We start from the raw sequence: 18,392 nt of genomic DNA on the forward strand, positions 1-18,392 counted from the left end.
CGGCCATAAAATACAGGTATTTAATTGCCCGATTTATCATGGTTTATTTTATTCATTACTCCTAAACGCACTTGCATCATTTGATATTGTACGTTCGTTAAAAAGGTTTCGCTTATAATATTTTATCCAGAAATTTAATCGACCAAAATCTATTACCCAGGAAAATGCTAATTTTTTATTAAACAATATCATACAATATACGATGAAGTACATATTTAATTTTATTTGCGTGCGTGCTATTATATTTGTAGCCTTTATATTTGACGCAAATATTAGTTTCTGTCAATTTAATCCTAATAATTTTGCAAATGGAATCCTGCCCAATGTTGCTCCGGTTTCTTCCGAAGCTTACTCGCTGGGTAAATTTGGCGAATGGCCTGTTTCTCTATATACGGGGCTAGCCAATATCGAAATCCCGATTTATCAGCTCAAAATTGGTGGTTTTGGGCTTCCTGTCCAACTGTCCTACCATAGCGGGGGTATCAAGGTTGATGAGGTGCCATCCTGGGTAGGGACAGGATGGGCATTGAATGCCGGTGGAGCGATTACCAGGAGTATAGTAGGCCTGGCTGATGACGGCCCAAATGGCTTCTTGTCTAAAAATAAAAGAAATGAATTCCTGCAATCGAGTTATAATCTAAATGACCCGAATGATTATGTGACTTTAAGAAAGGCTTCTGAAGGGCTTATCGATACTGAACCCGATATTTTCTATTATAATTTTGCAGGTCGTTCCGGCAAGTTCTATTTTGACAAACAGGGTAATTTTCAGGCCATACCGGTTAATTCATTAAAACTTTTAGTATCTCCGCTTACCAATTCGTTTTCGTCGATTGATAAGCATTGGGAAATAGCTGACGAGGAGGGTAATGTTTTTTATTTTGGATCATTTGATTATGCCGGTAACGGGAATGAGGTGACTAAAACACTACCAGATGGAATCCCAAGGCAAACTACAGAGAACCTTTCAGCTTGGTATCTGACAAAGATTGTACTGAAAAACAATGCCGATGTGGTGTATTTCGATTACATAGAAAAATTTGAACAATATTTTGGAGGAAAGACCTATTCATATAAAACTGGTAATCTCGATTATTTTACGCTTAGTAACAATAAGATTTCAGAGGAACAGTTAAATACTAATATCATTCTGCATAATGGAGTTCCACTGTCTGAGGCACCAGGTGTAACCTCAATTGTAAACAGCGGAAAATCGGTACTTAAAAAAATCAGATGGAACGGTGGGGAAATGGTATTTGATGCGCCACTCAATCGCAGCGATATTACCGGAAAAAATTTAACCTCTGTAATTGTCAATGATAAAATTGGACAAAAAATTAAAGAAACCAGGTTTTTCTATTCTGCTGTAAATCAACGGTTTTTTTTAGATAGCTTAACAGAATATGGTTCCGATAATATAAGAAAGTCTAGCCATGTTTTTGAGTATAACAAGCCAAACGAATTACCGGTTATGTATTCAAATGCACAAGATCACTGGGGCTATTATAATGGTGCCAATAGTAATACGCATCTTCTGCCCCAGCTGCCTGAACTTAATAATTCTTTATTAAATGCGAATAGGGAGCCTGAAGAGTCATTTATGCAGTACGGGGTTTTAAAACGGATACACTACCCTACAGGTGGGTATAGCGAATTTGAATATGAAGCTAATCGTTATGATGCTGCAGATGTACCTGGAGGCGGAAATCCATCCGGTCCGATTATCTCCACAACAAGTGTGGTTATGGCCAGTGATCCCCAGTCTGGCACAATCCCCCGAACCCGAACGTTTAGCATTCCGTTTGCCCAGAACACTGCAAGCATAAAACTGGAGTTTAGGGATTATATGTTGCCTGCAAGGAAAATTGACGGCTGGTTGCCGTCTATTCGCATTGAAAGGCTGGTTAATCAAGCTTATCAACAGATCTATTACTGGGATGCTTTTGATAATTTTCCAGGTAATCCACAACCAAAACCAAATGGAGCAGTTGATTTTGATATCAATCAGATACTGACTTTGCCTGTAGGGGATTATAGGATTGTCACCGATCTGGTGTGCAGCAGAAATAATTGCTCCAGCCCGGCGCTGCCAAGCATTAGGGCAACTTTAAACTATCAGACCTATGGCTCTTCAGGTCCATCGGCTACTAATCCAGTGGCCGGCGGCTTAAGAATAAAACAGATAGCCGGTTTTGTTAACGGGCAAGTCGCCAGCCGCAGTCAATATACTTATGTCCCAGGTAAATTATTGATATATCCCAAATACTTGCATGAATATGGGGAAGACATTTGGAAAATGAGCGAATATTATACGAACCCAGACCTGGGTTGGACTAACCTTTGCACTACATTATTTATAAAGTATAAGGAGGTAGTAAGTTCAGGTCAGACCATTCTGGCCTTTACACAAGGTTCGCCCGTAGGTTATATAAACGTGAAGGAGTCTAATATTTCGCAGGAAGGGATTAAAAACGGATATACTGAATATGAATATTCATTAGCACAGGATATTTTAAATCCAATGAATATCGATCACGCTTATTGGAACAATACCCTTATTTTAGATAAGGCTGCCCCGTTAAACAGTAGTGAGTATAAACGGGGCCTTTTATTGAAAAGAAAGACATATAAAAGAAATGTCGACGAATCGTTTGCAAAAGTATCAGAGCTTGAAAATACCTACGAATTCAATGACTTAAATACCACCAACCGCTATAATAGTTTACGGGCCATGCGGGTAAAAAAAATGAGAGCTGTTAATTATCCATGTGGTAACGGCAATTATTTTTATACTATACCACCGGATAGTTTTTCTCCGGATTTTGCATACACTTTTTATGATCTAATTACGGGATGGGTCCAGTCCAGATCGAGTATTGAAACGGTTTATGATTTAAACGGACAAAATCCTGTCAGCACAACAACACAGCAGTATTATGATAATCCATTTCATTTACAGGTAACCAGAACTGAAAAGGCCGATAGTAAAGGAAGCCTTGAAAAGCGGTCTTTTTTATATCCTAACGAGATGGTGAGTCTGGGGCGTGATTTGACTGGGGTATTTGCCAAAATGGTTGCTAAAAATAATATCAGTCCTGTAATAGAACAAAAAGTTGTAAAAAATACGAGTCAAGAAACTACTGTAACTACTTATAAAGATTGGTGTGACGACGGGCAGATTATTCAGCCAGAATATATAACCACTCAAAGTGGTGCAGGAGATGTAGAACCCCGGTTTAGATTTTACGGCTACAACAATACCGGGCACCTGCGGGCGGCATCTCAGGAGTATGGATCGCGCACGGTTTATTTGTACAGCTATAATAACCAGCATACAATTGCCGAGATCAAAAATGCGGATTATAGTACTATTGAAAGCATACTTGGTGGATCAGCAGCGGTAAGTAATTTTGCCGATTCCAATCCAACCGATCAGCAGGTCAAAGATTTCATCAACCAGTTGAGAAATTCCACTTTACTGAAAGACGCTCAGATTACTAGTTACAGCTACAAACCATTAGTCGGCATGACGAGTATGACCGATGCGAAGGGAATGACTACTACCTACGAGTACGATGCCTTCCAGCGGTTAAAAACAGTTAAAGACCAGAACGGCAACATCCTAAAACAAACAGATTACCACTACAAAAACTAACGCCTCCATGAAACAACATCTAAAATATTTTTATGCTGCGGCATTCCTATTGCTATTCTGCAGCCGCTCTTCTGCCCAAAAGGTTGTATCGGTTTATAACGGCGAAAGCGAGATCAGCGCACCATTGAGTGTAACCCTAACCGATGGTTTCCATACTACCGGCCCTGTGCGCATTTTTACCACAGGGCTGAGCTATGTGAACTGCGTGCCCTTTGTATCGGCGGCGAGCAGTGACCAGAACTACATCAGTACCAAAATATTTAAATCTGCGGGAATCGATCCTGGTAATCTAAGCGGTCGCACAAGCTGCGAGGTAAATGAAACGATCCAGTATTTTGACGGATTAGGAAGACCCCTGCAGACCGTTCAGGTTCAGGGAAGTCCAGGTTTCAGGGATATTGTACAGCCTGTTGCCTACGATGCCTTTGGCCGCGAAGCGATAAAATACCAGCCTTATGCGGCACAGACAGGGATTACGGGAAGTTTCCGTGATGCAGCAATCGGTGCTCAGTTTGACTTTTTCCATTTACCGCAGGCAGCTGGTGTAAAAGCAACAGATTATGCCTTTGCTGAAACACAGTTCGAAGCCTCGCCTTTGAACAGGGTACAGCAGCAGGGGGCACCGGGCGAAGCCTGGCAGATCAGCGGTGGGCATACCCTGAAAAGTGAATATGGCACAAATGTTGAAAACGAGGTGAAGCTGTGGACGGTCAACGTTGCCGGTAACGGTGCGGGGGCAAGTTTTTACCCACAGGGGAAGCTATTCAAAACTACCATTAGGGACGAGAACTGGGTGCCAGGCGGCCTGAAAGCTGGTACTACAGATGAGTTCAAAGACTTTGATGGTCGCGTGGTGCTGAAACGAATTTGGGAAACGGATACGAAAGGGCTGTATACCTACTATGTTTATGATGACCTTGGCAACCTGTGTTATGTGCTACCCCCAGCAGTGAACGAGAACGGACAGGCAACATTAAACGGTTTTGATGAAACGCAGCCGGTGTTCGATCAGTTGATCTACGGCTACCACTATGATGGCCGCAAAAGGCTTGTGGAAAAAAAGATACCTGGTAAGGGCTGGGAGTTTATGGTATACAATAAACTCGATCAGGTTACGCACACGCAAGATGCCAACCAGCGTTTGGCTAGCCAGTGGAGCTGGATCAAATACGATGCTCTTGGCAGGGTAGTGCTTACAGGCATGGAGAACGGTCAGGGTATTGGCCGTGCCGGCATGCAGAACTATAATGACGGGGTCGCTGCACAGTGGGAAGAGCGTACAACTGCTAACCCCGAAGGCTATACGAGGAATACGCATCCTTCAGCTGGTGAAGAGAACCCAAATATTGTTTTTCATACGATCAACTATTACGATGACTACGATTTTCCGGGTAACAGCTTTGGCCAGCCTACAGGCAGCCAGGCTCCTGCAGCACGCACCAAAAGTCTGCTTACGGGCAGCAAGGTGAAAAACCTGGGCAGTGGAACGATGCTGCTAACGGTAAACTATTACGACCTTGAAGGGCGTGTGGTGCAGGGCAAAAGCGATCACCATATGAATGGTACCGATATAGTGGACAATACCTATAACTTTAGCGGTGAACTTACCGCGAGTACCCGCACACATACAGCAAGCGGAGTAACTACAAGCATTGCCAACCGTTTCGAATACGACCATATGGGCCGCAAAATCGCCACATTTGAAACTATTAACAACCAAGGCGAGGTGGCGCTGAACCATTTGGAATACAATGAGATCGGTCAGCTAAACAAGAAGAACCTGCATAACGATACCCAGGCTACTACTTTTGCTTATAATGAGCGTGGCTGGATGAAGAACAGTATATCCGATCAGTTCAGTATGGAGCTGAAGTACAACGATAGCACTTTACCCCAGTTTAATGGGAATATTTCTGGTCAGGATTATACCAACGGTGCATCAAATGCTTTCAGTTATACCTATGATAAGCTGAACAGACTGACGAACGCAGTTGCAGGCAACAACCTGGGAGAAGCCATTGCTTATGACGTAATGGGCAATATCAGCAGTTTAACCCGTGATGGTTTCGGCACGAACAGTTATACCGGTTATGATGGAAACAGGTTGACAGCGATAAGCGGTTTTATCAACAGCAGTTATGCCTACGATGCCAACGGCAACCTGACAAACGACAGCCAGAAGAACATCAGCTTAAGTTACAATTTCCTCAACCTGCCACAAACGGTAAGCGGAAGCCAGAATCTGAATTATACCTACAGTGCAGCGGGCGAAAAACTGAAAAAACAGAATGGAGGAACCACAACCGATTATGTAGATGGCATCCAGTATACCAATGGAAGCATCGATTTTATCCAGACAGAAGAAGGGATTGCAAGGAACAGTTCAGGAAGTTACAGTTACGAATATAACCTGAGTGACCATTTGGGCAACGTAAGGGCTACTTTCTATAAAAACCCTAATACTGGCCAATTGGAGGTGCTGCAGCGTGATGACTATTATGCATTCGGATTAAGAAAAGTTGCAACTGGTGGAACAAATAAATACCTTTACAATGGCAAGGAGTTGCAGGAGGAGCTGGGGCAGTATGATTACGGCGCAAGGTTCTATGATCCGGTGATTGGCAGATGGAATGTGGTAGATCCGCTGGCGGAGGTTTCAAGGAGATTTAGTCCGTATAATTATGGTTTTAACAATTCGATTAGGTTTGTGGATCCTGATGGAATGCTTCCAGAGGATAGAAGTCACACACGGAATGAAGATGAAACGGCCGAAGCTGATGCTCAAAGAGCAATAGAGGGACAAAGACATTTTGAAACTCAACAAAATGGCGGAGGAGATAATCCTCCCAAGAAGAAAGGCAAAACTATAGTAAATATGCCAGGTACTATAGTGCGGAAAGATTCTGTAACTCCCTTGCAAGCGGGAAGTATAGAGACAAATCAAATGTTAGATGAATGGCTGGGCTTTCTTAATTATACTCCTATAGGGAGAGCTGCTTCCTTTTTGAGGGATGTAACCTCCGAAGATACAGAAGATGCAGTAACAGCCTCATTAATGATGCAAAGTTATATTACTGGGAAAAAACTTCTCTTGCCAGCAGCAAAGGGAGTGAGTGTGATTGGGCCGCGTGCGACGTATAGAGAGTTTGCCAAAAAAAATGGTGCAAATTTTCTTGATGTGACTGATGAGGGATGGACAATGCGCAAAAACGTGGCCTTTTTACAAGGCGTTGTTAAAAGAGGTGACAATGTTCTATTTGCAGGCAAATATAATCCAGCAAGACTAGATCCGAATTCAGTTCTAGCACAAGAGATTAGGTATTTACAAAAGCATGGTTATTCCTGGACTGGTAATTTTTCCAAAATGATAAAAAAATAAAGTAGAGATATGAGACAGAATTTTATAGAATATATTTATGAGGTTTTTAAAAAGATGATTGAAGTATATCATTTTCAGAAAAAAACAGAGATGAATGAGGGGCAATCTTATAAAATTCAATATAGTTCAGATATTTTTGTAATCAAGGTTGAAAAGTACTTTAGAGAATTTTATGCAACTCTTTATAAAGTAAATAAACCAAATAATGAAATAAATCTTTTTAATTTACTGGAATACCTTAATAGAGATAATGCGGAAGTGCCAAAATCTGACTATTTTCGTAAAGAAAAGAACATCGAAGAGAGTTACAGAAAACAAATATCTCATATATCCTCTGTGATTTATGATAATTATGACAAGATAGATGAATTTTTTAGGAAAGAAAATTATGATTCAAAAATGGCAGAATTTGAAAAATATTGGAAGAATAAACACCCTGAGTTCTACACCTAGGTAAAATTAGAAGCCCAGTAATGTAAAATTGCTGGGCTTTTGCTTTTTAATAAGTTCGGTCTAATTGAGGTTATTCAACAAATTTCAATACCTAATTTTTTTCAATTTCACTTTCATATTGTGCATTACCTTCGAAGGTTTTTAATAGTAGATATTTATTTGTTGATGCAAATATCTATTCTGATGAAAAGGAGTTAGTATTGAAGAAGGATCAAAAAATCTGTATAGACAGTCAATTATAAAAGGATTCTTGATCATGCTTTAGTATTCCCCACTGTTCCATCACATGTGTTTTAGCCGTTTTTTGGTGCAGGCCTGAGGCCTGTACCAAAACAAATAAATCAAAGCCTAACAGTTTATAATTGTTAGGCCCAATCTGGTCTTAGCATCTCGCTAAGACCAAAATGTAATTTACATAAGAAAGCCCGGCAGTTAAAAATTGCGCGGGTTTTGTTATTTCTGTAGGAATTGGAGTTTAATTAGCCTTGCTTTTATTGTTCCGTAGGTCCTGGAGTGGAGTTTGGCGAGTTGGGTGATCTTGATGCCTTCGCTGAAACGCTGTGTGAGCAAGCTATCTTCCTCTTCGGTCCAAGCCAGACCCTGGTTTCCCCCAATTGGTCTTAGCATCTCGCTGAGACCAGTTTATAAATAGATACCATCTTTTTATAAAACTATGATATCTTGCCGCAGATCAATGGCAAGTGACCACATATTGAATAATCTCAACAATAATGGGGTTGAAAGCAATAAGCGGTTTACCGATAGCAGTTATACTTATGATGCCAATGGTAACCTGAAAAGTGACAGTCAAAAGAATATTACCTTAGGTTACAATTTCCTCAACCTGCCACAATCAGTAAGCGGAAGCCAGAATCTGAATTATACCTACAGTGCAGCGGGCGAAAAACTGAAAAAACAGAATGGAGGAACAACAACCGATTATGTAGATGGCATCCAGTATACCAATGGGAGCATCGATTTTATCCAGACCGAAGAGGGGATTGCAAGGAACAGTTCAGGAAGTTACAGTTATGAATATAACCTGAGCGACCATCTGGGCAATGTGCGGGCTACTTTCTATAAAAACCCCAATACTGGCCAGTTAGAAGTACTGCAGCGTGATGAATATTATGCATTTGGTTTACATAAGCTGAAACTTGACAATTCGAACTCCAATAAATACCTTTACAATGGCAAGGAGTTGCAGGAAGAGCTAGGACAGTATGATTACGGCGCAAGGTTCTATGATCCGGTTATCGGCAGATGGAACGTGGTAGATGCTTTAAGTGACGATGGAAAACAGATAGATAAATCACCATATGCATATGCTTGGAACAATCCGTCAAATTTGATTGACCCTGATGGTAACTGTCCTGACCACCCATGCGATGGTAGCTGTGGAATGTCGATGTCCAAAGAAATAGGTCATAGGTTTTGACATCGCAAAAGGATTTAGGGAATTGCCACAGAAGCTATTGAGTTTTACGGATCTTAATGATGCCACGGTAATAGGAACAACAATAACGAGGGGTTCAGATGCAATAAATATTGATAATACACATGCTACCATTGTGGATCAGGTCAGTTCAGTTTTGGGAGCAGTTGTGCCTTTCGTCGCTGGTACCGCTTTAAAAAAAGGCACAGTATATTTAGGTGAAAAACTTTTTGGATCGTATGGAACATTACGAGGAACAGTAAAAGATGCCCACCACGTGATACAAGATGCAGCTGTAAGGGATCTGCCTAATTATAATTCACTTGATGCGCCGTCAATTCACTTGGAAGGACCGTCTACAAAAGCCGGAACTCCACATAATCTGGCAACGGTTGCCCAAAGGGAGCGACGTGCATTAGGAGATGGGGGAACGTACAAATCGGAGATGAACATTGCTTATCGCGCATTACGTGCAGCAGGACTATCTCCAGAACATGCTAAAGAAGCAGTAAGAATGTCGAACTCCTATTCCAATAGCATAAATGTAACCCCTACTACAACTACTCGATTTCCATATACTAGAAAATAATATGACACATAGCTTCATTAAAGAAAAGGTAAAAAATATTGTTACGTTGTTGGTCGCAGAAGAATTTGACCTTTTATGGTTGAATGATCTTGATCAAAGAATAAATATACAAGAAATGAGGGAGGCCTTGAGTGGCTACGGCAAAATGACTATGCCGCCATCAAGTTCGTTCGATGAAATTAATGTTTATTCAACGAATGATCCAAATGAGGTAAGAGTAGATTTTGATTTATGGTTCGATGGGATGAAATCTGACCTAACTCTAAAGTGCACAATCAATAATTCAGAGCAAAAACAGTATAGTATTGATGATATTAGAATGCTATAAGAGTGACTACTGGCAATTCAACTATTACATATTAATCGATATTACTAACGAATTTGATAACCCTTAAAAAGTTGGGTAAGGGTTATCAAATTCGTAATTTGGTAAGATCTGATAACAGGTATTTAAAAAGCAGTCTGATACTCCGCTGGCATAGCGTGTGTCTAATCGGTTCGCTAGTGCAAGCCTGCGCAATGCTTACAAACATACAAAGGAATTCGTTAAAGTATCAAGCAAGATATACGATGGCAGATAGGGAAGCAGCAGCAGCGTTGGAAGTGACAGATCCAATTAGGCCTCTCGAATTTTATGTTAAAAAATATACGGGGCAGGGCTACACAGATGAAAATTTATGGCAGAAATTATACAAGGATCATCTAAGCCCAATCCTAGTGTAAATGCAAAATACGGTATTAAATAGAACTAATATGAATATTAAGAAATTGCTATATTCTAATGTGATATGGAAAAAGCATCCATTAAACGAAAAATTTTTTTACCTAAAAAAAAACGATCAAATTGTTTTATTAAGAATAAATAACTTTCCAGATGAGCCTCTTTTTTCTCTAATAGATGGACTTGATATATTAGATATTGAAGATAAGCCAGAAGGATGGCAAATAGAATGGTGAAAATTTTCTCACCCCGCTGGCTTACGCAAAGTTGGTATAACAAAGCTTGGCAGAAATGCTGGGACTTATAGTCTTAGTGTCTCACCTACAAACTTAAGGTAAAAGATGGCACGTTAAAGCTTGCGAAACTACCTGGTGGCGATCGTTTTTACCTGAATGATTTACTGGCTGCCTACCTGGAGAGCCAGCGAAAAGGCTGTATTTGATTACCCCTGCTGTACCTGTTGTTTACCCTTTCTTGCTACCAGGTTAACCCCAGGGTTACCCTACGGTTACCCTGGCTTTACCCTTTGGTTACCTAAAAGGTAAAGCCAATGCCTGTTTTGGCCGATCGGCTGCACAGGTTATGGTTATACTGCCCTTAAGCAGGCTGCCACAAGCAGCCCGGTTGTTGCAGCGCAGGCCAACTATAATGGTTCATTTTAGCTCATTATTCGTGTTAATTGGTTCAATTTAGCTCATTTTAGTTCAAAATGAGGCGCCAATGCTGCAAAGCCACTATGTTTGAGCATGGATTTAAACATACCGGTATAAATAGCAATCCCTTTTTGAACAAACATTTTTTCAATAAAAGACAAAAATTATTGCAACGTATTCAAAAGGCGCAAATGGTGCATTCTCGGGCAAAGTAGGCAGTGTAATCGGCAGTAACTGGCTACAAACAAACATTCTGTTTAAGTAATTCAAATCGGTTTAACTAAGATAAACATATTACAACCTCAGCATTTCTGCTTGGGTTTGTTGTTTTACATTACATTACAGCAATAATTTTAATTTTACTGCTTTTATAATTAAAAGTAATTATATTGGGAAATCTATTATTAACCCTCATTTATGAATACAAACCCACTAAAATTAAAGCTTCTTTTTTTGCTGATCTTAACAACGGCTACCAAATATGTTACGGCGCAAAATATTTTTCCGGAAAATGGAAATGCAGGTATCAGTACAACTACCCCGCAATACCGGTTGCAAATACTTGGAGATCATGGAACAACGCAGTTTAATATGCGTTATAATCATCCTGCCCCTGCGCAACGTGCAGATCTAACCTTATGGGCCAGTGAGCCGGGTTGGACCTGGACAGGTGTTGGAATTGGCAATAATGTAATCAATACCGTAGGTATCACACGCATTTTAGATACTAAAGGCGGTTCATACATCAGGTTATTGGATTCGGAAATTAAATTAAACGTTGTTCAGCAAAATGGGGCAGATATTTCAGCTTTGTCCGTAAATCCTGAAGGTAATATAGGGATTGGCACCTCAACACCAAAAGAAAAGCTTTCCGTAAATGGTAAAATCCGTGCACACGAGGTCAAAGTAGAAACAGCTAATTGGCCCGATTATGTTTTTGATGAAAATTACGAATTAACTTCTCTTCCAGCACTTGAAAAGTTTATCAAAGCAAATAAACATCTTCCAGAAGTACCTTCTGCTTTAGAGATTCAAAATAGTGGTTTAGATTTAGGGAAAACCCAAACCTTGTTTTTAAAAAAGCTGGAGGAACTTACCCTGATCCTCATTGAAAAAGACAAGCAACTGCAAAAACAACAGCAGGAATTAAATGAAGTAAAACAGCAACTTCAGAAATTGATAAAGAAGAAAAGATAAGTTTTGACCAATTATCTTTTCTTATGTCCTTCTTTTTAGCCGGTTGTGGGAGTTTAATTTATTCTGAAATAAAGCTTATTTTATATTCGGTTGGAAATATCGATTTACGTTCGTCACTCCAAAACCCAATAATATCACTCGAAAAGCATCGTTCGTCAAAAATATTGGGAAATTTATTAATTTCTTTGCATTTTACAGGCTCGTCTCATTTAAACTAAAATGTGCTAAAGAAATTAACGTGTACAATGAAAATAAATACATCAAAAAAGCTTAATGCTTATACCCTTACCGAGATACTTATCGTGCTGGCCATTATCGGAATATTAATCTTATTGGCGCTTCCTAACCTGATGCCGCTAATTACCAAGGCAAAAACAACCGAAGCAAAAATGCAGCTGGAGCATGTGGCTAAGCTGGAACAGAGTTATTTTTACGAACATTCGAAATATTCGACCGATCTGCTCGAGATCGGATTTATCCAGGAAAAATTAACTTCTGATGCCAAGGATGGGAAAGCGAACTATAAAATTGAAATTACAGGGGCATCCAACAATACCTTTACAGCTAAAGCTACAGCTGTAGCCGATTTTGACGGCGATGGAACCTACAATGTGTGGCAGATCGATCAGGATAAAAACTTAAAAGAAATAGTTGCAGACTAATGTTTTTTTTGCAAGGGGGGATATTTATAGTGTTAGCGGGCATGGTTTATCAGGATTTAAAATACAGAGGGATTTATTGGTGGATGTTTCCTATACTTTTGCTGCTTTTGGCAATCAGTACCATACAGGTACTTGGTCTTTCCGAAATGATTGCGCAGGTAGTTAAAAGTTGTCTTTTTTTAGGACTGCAATTTTTAGCCTTAACGGCCTACATTTCGATCAGGCAAAAAAAACTGACCAATATATTCGATGGTTTTTTTGGCCTTGGCGACTTATTGTTTTTATTGGCGATATCTTTTGGTTTTTCCTTTTTGAACTATGTGCTTTTTTATCTTTTAAGTTTGATGATGGTGGTGCTTTTTACGGCAATTTTTGGTCACCATACGAAGTCACACGGGAAAAAAATTCCTTTGGCTGGTTATCAGGCCTTGCTGTTAATGATACTCATGGCTGTGAGTTTGTACATGCCAGTTGTAAACCTGCTTTCAGACGAGAGCCTAATAAATCTGCTCAGTTATGGAAGTTAGACCAGAAATCCTCGGGCTCATATCTAAAGAGTTTGCCATGGAATACCGGGTGTTTCCAAAAGAACGCGGGTCAAATGGCGATCTGGTACTGTGTTGGGATGGCATTGGCGATAGCAGTCAGCTTACCGACGAGCTGCAGGTGATGCTGGGCTGTGGGATATCATTATTGCCTCTAGACCAGCAGGAGATTAGCAGGTTACTTTCCAAACATTATCTGGGCGATGTATCAAAAGGAAGTGCTGAAAAAGAAGTTTCGGTAATCTCTGCGGGTGATGACTTTTTAAATGTTTTAATTGAAGAAGCCAGGCGATTGAAAAGCAGTGATATCCACATCGAAACTTTCGAAAAACGTTCGAGGGTAAGAGTAAGGATAGATGGGATGATGATTGAACGGTACCAGATAGAAAAAAAAGACTATCCGGCCCTGATCAACAAAATCAAGATCATGGCCAATCTTGATATTGCCGAAAAACGTTTGCCTCAGGATGGTAGGATCCAGTTCAGCTCTGCGCGTTTCACTTCTTTCGATATCAGGGTATCAGTTTTGCCTACCCTTTACGGCGAAAAAATCGTACTCAGGCTATTGAACAATAGCAGCACTGACATTGATCTCAGTACCTTAGGCCTATCAGAACAGGATATGCGTAATTACATGGAAGGCGTTCAGCGTCCAAATGGTATTATTCTGATCAGTGGGCCTACGGGATCGGGAAAAACAACAACACTTTACGCTACGCTAAAACTTTTAAATAAAAGTACAAGAAATATTCTCACCATAGAAGACCCGATAGAATATACGCTTGAGGGGGTAAACCAGGTACAATTGAGAGAAAATATCGGACTCGGTTTTGCGGCCACTTTGCGTACCTTTTTAAGGCAGGATCCGGATGTGATCATGGTAGGAGAGATCCGTGATCCAGAAACAGCAAATATGGCTATAAGAGCTGCACTTACTGGTCACCTGGTACTATCAACCATTCACACCAATTCGGCATGGGGAACCGTATCCCGTTTGATGGATATGGGCATACCGGGTTTTTTGGTGGCCAATACGCTCAATACCACAGTTGCCCAAAGGCTGGTGAGGTTGCTCTGCCCTAAATGCAAAAAAGAAGAAACCGTTACCGAAGGGCTTTATCCAAGGCAGTTTAGACCGCCAGAAAAAGTTGCCACACATTTTATTGCTGCAGGCTGTTCACACTGTTATTACACAGGTTATAGTGGAAGAAAAGCCGTATACGAAGTGATCCCGATTGATGCAGACCTCTCTCAGGAAATCAGAAAAGGAAATATGGCTATTGAAACGATACTTGAAGAAAAAGAAATCAGTACCCTTTCCAAAAATGCTTTTGCCTTGTTTGCCGATGGACTCACCTCCATGGAAGAAATTTACCCATTATTACTCGCTATCTAAATGAAGAATAAAAACGTATTAAATGTGCTGATCGGTATGACCCTTTTGCTCTTAAGCCTGTCGGGTTTGACGGTATCGGCACAGGTTACCACTACACCAGACCGCCTAAAGGCAATTGAAGAACGCTTGAGGAACCTTTCGGTAACGGTGCCGGGACTAAATCAGCCCGTACAACTGTCCATGTCGGGTGCTTCTGCACAAGAGTTTTTAAGGGCCCTGGCACAATCGAACAATTTGAATATCAATATCGACCCTCAGCTCAATTTTAAGGTTTATACCAATTTTCGTAACGAAACGGCAATGAACGTGATATTGTTCATGGCAAAAGAATATGATCTGGATATCAATCTCATCGGATCGATCATGTCGGTTACAAAAGTGCAGGTTCCAAAGCCTGCTGTAGTGCCGAAAGATTTTCGTGTAAACTACAATTCATCAAATGAATACCTTGGTTTTGAACTCAATAACGATACATTAAGCCAGGTAGCCAAAAAAATCAGTCAGCTTTCGCAAAAGAATGTGGTGGTTCCGGTAGCACTGATGGGTAAAAAAGTAAGTGGTTTTATCGCCGCTGCACCTTTTGAGGTGGCGTTAGAAAAACTGGCTTATGCCAATGAGCTTAAAATGAACAAAACCAATGATGGGGTATTCATTTTTCAATCTTTGGGAGAAGGAGAAGAACTTTACGTTAATGGAGATAATGCCACAGCAATAAAACGGGGCAATAAGGCCGCCGCACAGGGACCTTCGAATTTTAGCCTGAGTGGTAAAAAAGATGCACAAGGCAACCGTACTGTAAGTGTTGATGCACTTAATACACCCATATTAGACTTGATTAAATCAGCCTCAAGTGAGGTTGGTGCCAATTACTTTATATATTCAGACATTAAAGGTACGGTGAGTACCAGACTGAGCGGTATCGGTTATGATACTTTTCTCACCGCTTTACTTCAAGGTACCGAATATACCTATAAAAAGGATGGTGGCGTTTACCTGATCGGTGACCGTAAACTGGAAGGCCTGCGGGCGAACAGAATCGTTCAGTTGCAGCACCGCTCGTTGGATACCATCCAGATGATGATCCCAAATGAGTGGAAGAGAGGTGTAGAGATTAAAGAATTCCGCGAACAGAATACCTTATTGCTTTCAGGATCTTCCCCTCAGGTAAATGAAATCGAGAATTATATTAAACAGATTGATCGGGTAGTGCCCATGGTGCTGATCGAGGTAACTTTGGTGGATGTTAGAAAAGGTAAATCTGTTAAAACAGGTATTTCTGCCGGGGTTTCAGATAGCGTTCGGACGGGAGGTACGATATTACCAGGTATCGATTATACCTTTGGCGCAAATTCCATCAACAATTTTCTTTCCAAACTTGGTAGGAATGGGGCTGTAAACCTTGGTAGGGTAACACCGAACTTTTACGTCAAGCTCAGTGCATTAGAAAACAATAACAATGTAGATATCCGTTCGGTTCCGAAACTTTCAACCCTTAACGGCCATTCGGCCAATTTAAGTATCGGAAGTTCAAGATATTACAGCCAGAAAACACAAAATGTGATTCCTTCGCTTAATGCACAGACTGTTGTAACTGAGCAGTTTACAGAAGTGAATGCCAATCTGGAAATTGATATCAGGCCGGTCGTTTCAGGCGATGATCAGGTGACTTTGAACATTAAGGTGAACATATCCGATTTTATTGGTAGTCCGCCTTTAAATGCACCACCACCAAAATCAACCAGTAAATTTAGCTCTATTATCAGGGCGAAAAATGAAGATATGATCGTTCTGGGTGGGCTAGAACGTACCGAAAGCAATGAAAGCGGCTCGGGCATACCCATACTATCGAGAATTCCTGTATTGAAATGGCTTTTTAGCAGTCGTGAAAAATCAAATAACAAAGTGGTAACGCTGGTATTTATTAAACCCACAATTTTGTATTAACCATGTTCGAGCCTTTTGAACATATACTGGGAATAGAACTCACGCTTTTACAGAATGAGACGTACCGCTGTATTTATGCTGTGATTACCCGCAAAGGAGATCATATAGCTGCATCGGAACACCACACCATAGAGGGAACACTTGTTAAAGTATTGGAGCGTTTGCCACGTAAACATCCGGTAGTGCTTTCCATAAGCGGTAAGGGGATTATCCATAAGCAACTTAAAGGTGCTGAAAAAAAGGACTTGTTTAGAACAGCTTTTTCCTCCGTTGAAAAAAAAGATTTTTATGTACAGGAGGCTTTAGCTGAAGATTTGGTCTGGGTAAGTATTATCAGGCAAACACTGGCAGATGATATTTTAGGGAAGCTTAAATCATCCGGGCTGAATGTTTATGCACTGAGTCTTGGTGGATTGCCCGTAATTTCGATATGGGAATTGCTTAGTGGAACGGGCGAAGGCTTTTCGGCTAACGGCCATAAATTTGAAGTCTCTCCGGAGGGCGGCCTAATAGGCTATCGTTATCTCGAAGGGGAACAAAACACCGGAAACCTGAAACTGGGCGATACCAAGCTTGCATCAGCGCTTTTGGTGCCTTATGCTTTGGCTTTTCAGCTTTTTTTGTACGAAAAACTTTCTGTGGTTAAAGTTGAAAACGAGCAGGTTGATCACCGTTTTAAAGATTTTCTTGAATTTTCGAAACTCAAAAAAACAGCTGGTATTTTTGTATTTGCTTTATTAGGATTGTTAGTGATCAGTTTTTTTGCACTTACGAACTACAATGCAGAAAATGCAAAACTGAACCAGCAGGTAGGGGCAATTACAGCTACGGCAGATCAAAGCGACCTGTTGAAAAAGGAAATTGCCAATCAAAAAATATTATTAGAAAAGTTGGGCTGGAACGGAGGTTATAGTCATGCCTTTCTGCTCAACGAAATTGGCAGAAGCAAACCGCGGGCACTTACATTAAACGAAATACAATTCGACCGTTTAAAAGAACCAGCAGAAAATAAGGATGTACTTGCTTCAATCAAAATTACTGGCGAAACCTCTAATTTATCGGCTGTGAACAACTGGATCTTTCTGCTCAAAGAAAAAAAATGGGCCAAAGAAGTCAAGCTGCTGCGCTACCAACAGGATTCCGAATCTGAAAGTTTTGTTTTTAACCTAATCATCCAATATTGATATGCTGGAAAAACTAAGCCCGAAGAACAAAAAGGTGATCATGGTTTTGCTAATGGCCATGGTGGTTTACCTTGCCTATGTATTTTCTTTCGACAAGGCGATCTCGGCAGTTGCACTCAACAGGCAATTAAAACAGACGGAACATATCGGGCAGGAGCCTGATGCCGCTTTTCCACAGCTTGAAAAAAAACATGCCTTTTATCAGGCAGTACTTAAAGGTTATAAGGTACGCCGCGAAGATAGAGAAAACCGTTTATGGCAATCGATCTCGGCCATGGCCATCGCTAAAAATGTAGACATCAACTTCAGCCCTAATTTAGGGAATGTAGAAAAGGATACCAGCGAACTTGCCCGTGGTATTGTGGCGCAGAAATTCATTTTCAAAGGCAATTATTTCAATATGGTTAAATTGCTGGATACCTTGGAAAAAAGCCAGGGAATAGGCCGGATCTCTGGTGCCAAACTGATGAAAAAGAAGGAAAATGGCAGCGAAGAAAAATCGGATAAACTTACACTCGAACTGCAGGTTGTAGGGAAGGAATATTAGCTTTTCTGATGTAAATTTTCAGGTCAATTATA

General features: G+C 40.6%; 14 protein-coding genes. All 14 read left to right on the forward strand.

The annotated features are described in order from the left end of the window. The first annotated feature begins 202 nt into the window (after window positions 1–202). A complete protein-coding gene (locus QF042_RS09265; protein WP_307527534.1) occupies window positions 203–3,655 on the forward strand; it encodes an RHS repeat protein in 3,453 nt (1,150 codons plus the stop codon). Between the two features lie 7 nt (window positions 3,656–3,662). After that, window positions 3,663–7,034: a DUF6443 domain-containing protein gene (locus QF042_RS09270; protein WP_307527536.1), complete on the forward strand. Its 3,372-nt coding sequence runs from the start codon at window positions 3,663–3,665 to the stop codon at window positions 7,032–7,034. Window positions 7,035–7,043: 9 nt separating this feature from the next. Next, the gene (locus QF042_RS09275; protein WP_307527538.1) at window positions 7,044–7,487 is read left to right on the forward strand and encodes a hypothetical protein; all 444 of its coding nucleotides are present in this window, start codon (window positions 7,044–7,046) and stop codon (window positions 7,485–7,487) included. Between the two features lie 694 nt (window positions 7,488–8,181). Then, on the forward strand, window positions 8,182–8,925 hold the full coding sequence (locus QF042_RS09280) for an RHS repeat domain-containing protein (protein ID WP_307527540.1): 744 nt from the start codon (window positions 8,182–8,184) through the stop codon (window positions 8,923–8,925). A gap of 22 nt (window positions 8,926–8,947) precedes the next feature. Next, the gene (locus QF042_RS09285; protein ID WP_307527542.1) at window positions 8,948–9,511 is read left to right on the forward strand and encodes a hypothetical protein; all 564 of its coding nucleotides are present in this window, start codon (window positions 8,948–8,950) and stop codon (window positions 9,509–9,511) included. A 1-nt stretch (window position 9,512) separates the two neighbouring features. After that, window positions 9,513–9,839, forward strand: a complete 327-nt coding sequence (locus QF042_RS09290) for a hypothetical protein (RefSeq protein WP_307527544.1) — start codon at window positions 9,513–9,515, stop codon at window positions 9,837–9,839. 425 nt (window positions 9,840–10,264) lie between these two features. Then, complete coding sequence (locus QF042_RS09295; protein WP_307527547.1) at window positions 10,265–10,468, forward strand: hypothetical protein; 204 nt, start codon at window positions 10,265–10,267, stop codon at window positions 10,466–10,468. An 834-nt stretch (window positions 10,469–11,302) separates the two neighbouring features. Continuing rightward, complete coding sequence (locus QF042_RS09300; protein ID WP_307527548.1) at window positions 11,303–12,082, forward strand: hypothetical protein; 780 nt, start codon at window positions 11,303–11,305, stop codon at window positions 12,080–12,082. Window positions 12,083–12,327: 245 nt separating this feature from the next. After that, window positions 12,328–12,744, forward strand: a complete 417-nt coding sequence (locus QF042_RS09305; RefSeq protein WP_307527550.1) for a type IV pilin protein — start codon at window positions 12,328–12,330, stop codon at window positions 12,742–12,744. After that, window positions 12,744–13,271, forward strand: coding sequence for a hypothetical protein (locus QF042_RS09310; RefSeq protein WP_307527552.1), 528 nt, complete (start codon window positions 12,744–12,746; stop codon window positions 13,269–13,271). The genes QF042_RS09305 and QF042_RS09310 overlap by 1 nt, the downstream gene beginning before the upstream one ends. Beyond that, window positions 13,261–14,685, forward strand: coding sequence for a GspE/PulE family protein (locus QF042_RS09315; RefSeq protein WP_307527554.1), 1,425 nt, complete (start codon window positions 13,261–13,263; stop codon window positions 14,683–14,685). The genes QF042_RS09310 and QF042_RS09315 overlap by 11 nt, the downstream gene beginning before the upstream one ends. Beyond that, entirely contained in the window at window positions 14,686–16,629 is a 1,944-nt protein-coding gene (locus tag QF042_RS09320; RefSeq protein WP_307527556.1) for a type II secretion system protein GspD, read from the forward strand. It abuts the gene before it with no gap. A 2-nt stretch (window positions 16,630–16,631) separates the two neighbouring features. Further along, window positions 16,632–17,813, forward strand: coding sequence for a hypothetical protein (locus QF042_RS09325; protein WP_307527558.1), 1,182 nt, complete (start codon window positions 16,632–16,634; stop codon window positions 17,811–17,813). Between the two features lies 1 nt (window position 17,814). After that, window positions 17,815–18,360, forward strand: coding sequence for a hypothetical protein (locus QF042_RS09330; RefSeq protein ID WP_307527560.1), 546 nt, complete (start codon window positions 17,815–17,817; stop codon window positions 18,358–18,360). Window positions 18,361–18,392 lie beyond the last annotated feature (32 nt).

Origin of the sequence: Pedobacter sp. W3I1, from assembly GCF_030816015.1 — a bacterium.
Classification (GTDB): domain Bacteria; phylum Bacteroidota; class Bacteroidia; order Sphingobacteriales; family Sphingobacteriaceae; genus Pedobacter.